This window comes from Allobosea sp. TAB14, from assembly GCF_052113865.1.
In the GTDB taxonomy this organism is placed as follows: Bacteria; Pseudomonadota; Alphaproteobacteria; order Rhizobiales; family Beijerinckiaceae; genus Allobosea; species Allobosea spartocytisi.
In genome coordinates, this window is the sequence record NZ_JBFRDQ010000318.1 from 1 (window position 1) to 2398 (window position 2398).

A 2398-nucleotide genomic window follows, 5' to 3' on the forward strand; every position below is an offset into this window, starting at 1 on the left:
GATCCATTCGGTGCTGTGGCCGGTTGCGCTCAACACGCATTCCGGCTTCCGAGCGGTCTCGGAGACGCTGCGCATGGTCGGGCGGAACTACGATCTCCGTGGCTTCCGCTACATCCGCAAGATCCTGATCCCGGCGGCCTTTCCCTCGATCCTGACCGGCCTCAAGATCGGCTGGGCCTTCGCCTGGCGCACGCTGGTTGCGGCCGAGCTCGTCTTCGGTGTCTCGTCGGGGCAGGGCGGTCTCGGCTGGTTCATCTTCGAGAACCGCAATTTGCTCGAAATCCCGGCGGTCTTCGCCGGCCTGCTGACGGTCATCCTGATCGGGCTCGTCGTCGAGAACCTGATCTTCCGGACCATCGAGGCCCGGACCGTCCTGAAATGGGGCCTCCAGCATTAATCCGGCCGGCAGATCGACCACGATGGCGCGAGGGGATTGACATGGCAAAGTGGAGCAGAAGGCAGTTCGGGGCGATGACCCTGGCGGGCATCGCTGCGTCACCCTGGTCCGGAGGAACCGAAGCGATGGCGCAATCCGCCAAGACCCGCACGGCCGAGACCGGCACGACCACGGCCGCCCAGGTCTCGACCGCTTATGTCGCAGTCGGCCCGGAGCTGACGCAATATGCGGTCGACGGGACGATCAGCCCCGTGCCCGGCAGCATGGTAAGCGTTCCGGCACCGATCCAATATGTCTGGCAGCATCCGGGCAAGCCGATCGCCTATGTCGCGTCGAGCGATCGCTTCGCGGCAAAGCCGGCCGATCTTCACCACCTCAGCGCCTTCGCCATGGCACCGGGCTCGGGCAAGCTGAGCCTGATCGGAGCTCCACGGCTGTTGACGTCGCGGCCGATCAACATCTCGACCGACCGCGACGGACGCTTCCTCCTGGTCGCCTATAACGACCCGGCCTCGCTGACCGTCCACCCGATCGCGGCCGACGGCAGCGTCGGCGAAGCGATCAAGCAGGACGGCAAGCTCGATGCCGGCATCTATGCGCATCAGGTGCGAATGCTGCCGTCCAATCGCACCGTCCTTCTGGTGACGCGCGGCAACGATCCGGCCGGCGGCAAGCCGGAAGATCCGGGCGCGCTGAAGGTCTTTTCCTTCAACCAGGGCAAGCTCGCCGAGAAGCAGTCGGTTGCGCCGGGCAGCGGCTACGGGTTCGGCCCGCGTCATGCCGATTTTCACCCGACCAAGCCCTGGTTCTATGTGACGATGGAGCGGGAAAACCAWCTCCAGATGTTCACGCTCGGAGCCGAAGATCGCATTGGCCCCGCGCCCGCCTTCGTGAAGACCACGCTGGCCGAGCCCGGCAAGGTCCGCCCGGGACAGGTGGTCGGCGCGATCCATGTTTCGCGCGACGGCCGCTTCGTCTATGTCTCCAACCGTGCCGACGGCAAGACCGAGCTGGATGGCAGGAAGGTCTTCGTCGGYGGCGAGAACAGCATCGCCGTGTTCGCGGTCGACCCGAAGACGGGTGAGCCCAACCTGATCCAGGCCGTCGATACGCGCAGCTACCATGTCCGTACCTTCGCCATCGATCCCTCGGGCAAGATACTCCTCGCCGCGAGTGTCGCTCCGATGGACGTCGCCACGGGTGGCACCGTCTCGACCGTCCCGGCCAAGCTCACCGCCTTCGCGATCGGAGCCGATGGCAAGCTGAGCTTTACCGCAGAGCGGGCGGTGGACACGGCGAAGGGGCCGATGTTCTGGTGCGGATTTACGCCGCTGACCTGATCGGGCGAAGATCGGCGGCACCCTGGCGACACTGCGGAAGCGAAGCTGACAATGACGAAGACACCGGAAAACCTGCGCAGCGCGCGCTATTTCGAGCCGGACGATTTCCGCTCCTTCGGCCACCGCTCGCGGATGAGCCAGATGGGCTACGCGCCGGAGGAGTATCGCGGCAAGCCGGTGATCGCGATCATCAACACCTGGTCCGACCTCAACCAGTGCCATGCGCATTTCAGGCAGCGCGCCGAGGATGTGAAGCGCGGCATCCTGCAGGCCGGCGGCTTTCCGGTCGAATTGCCGGCGATCTCGCTCTCCGAGAGCAAGGTGAAGCCGACGACCATGCTCTATCGCAACTTCCTGGCGATGGAGACCGAGGAGTTGATCCGCTCGCACCCGGTCGACGGCGCCGTGCTGATGGGCGGCTGCGACAAGACCACGCCGGGGCTTTTGCTCGGCGCGACCAGCGCGGGTGTGCCCGCGATCTTCGTGCCGGCCGGGCCGATGCTGCGCGGCAACTGGCACGGCAAGGTGCTGGGCTCCGGCTCGGACGCCTTCAAGTACTGGGACGAGCGCCGGGCCGGCAACATCTCCGACAAGGACTGGTCGGAGATGGAGGTCGGCATCGCGCGCTCCTACGGCGTCTGCATGACCATGGGCACGGCCT

General features: G+C 65.9%; 3 protein-coding genes. All 3 read left to right on the forward strand.

The window, feature by feature from the left end; genetic code table 11:
* A partial coding sequence (locus tag AB4Y99_RS27055) for an ABC transporter permease (RefSeq protein WP_441525511.1) occupies positions 1–397 on the forward strand: 397 nt, incomplete at its 5' end.
* Between the two features lie 125 nt (positions 398–522).
* Complete coding sequence (locus tag AB4Y99_RS27060) at positions 523–1737, forward strand: lactonase family protein (protein WP_441525512.1); 1215 nt, start codon at positions 523–525, stop codon at positions 1735–1737.
* A gap of 51 nt (positions 1738–1788) precedes the next feature.
* Positions 1789–2398, forward strand: a 610-nt coding sequence (locus tag AB4Y99_RS27065) for a dihydroxy-acid dehydratase domain-containing protein (protein WP_441525513.1), incomplete at its 3' end; no start/stop codon positions are given.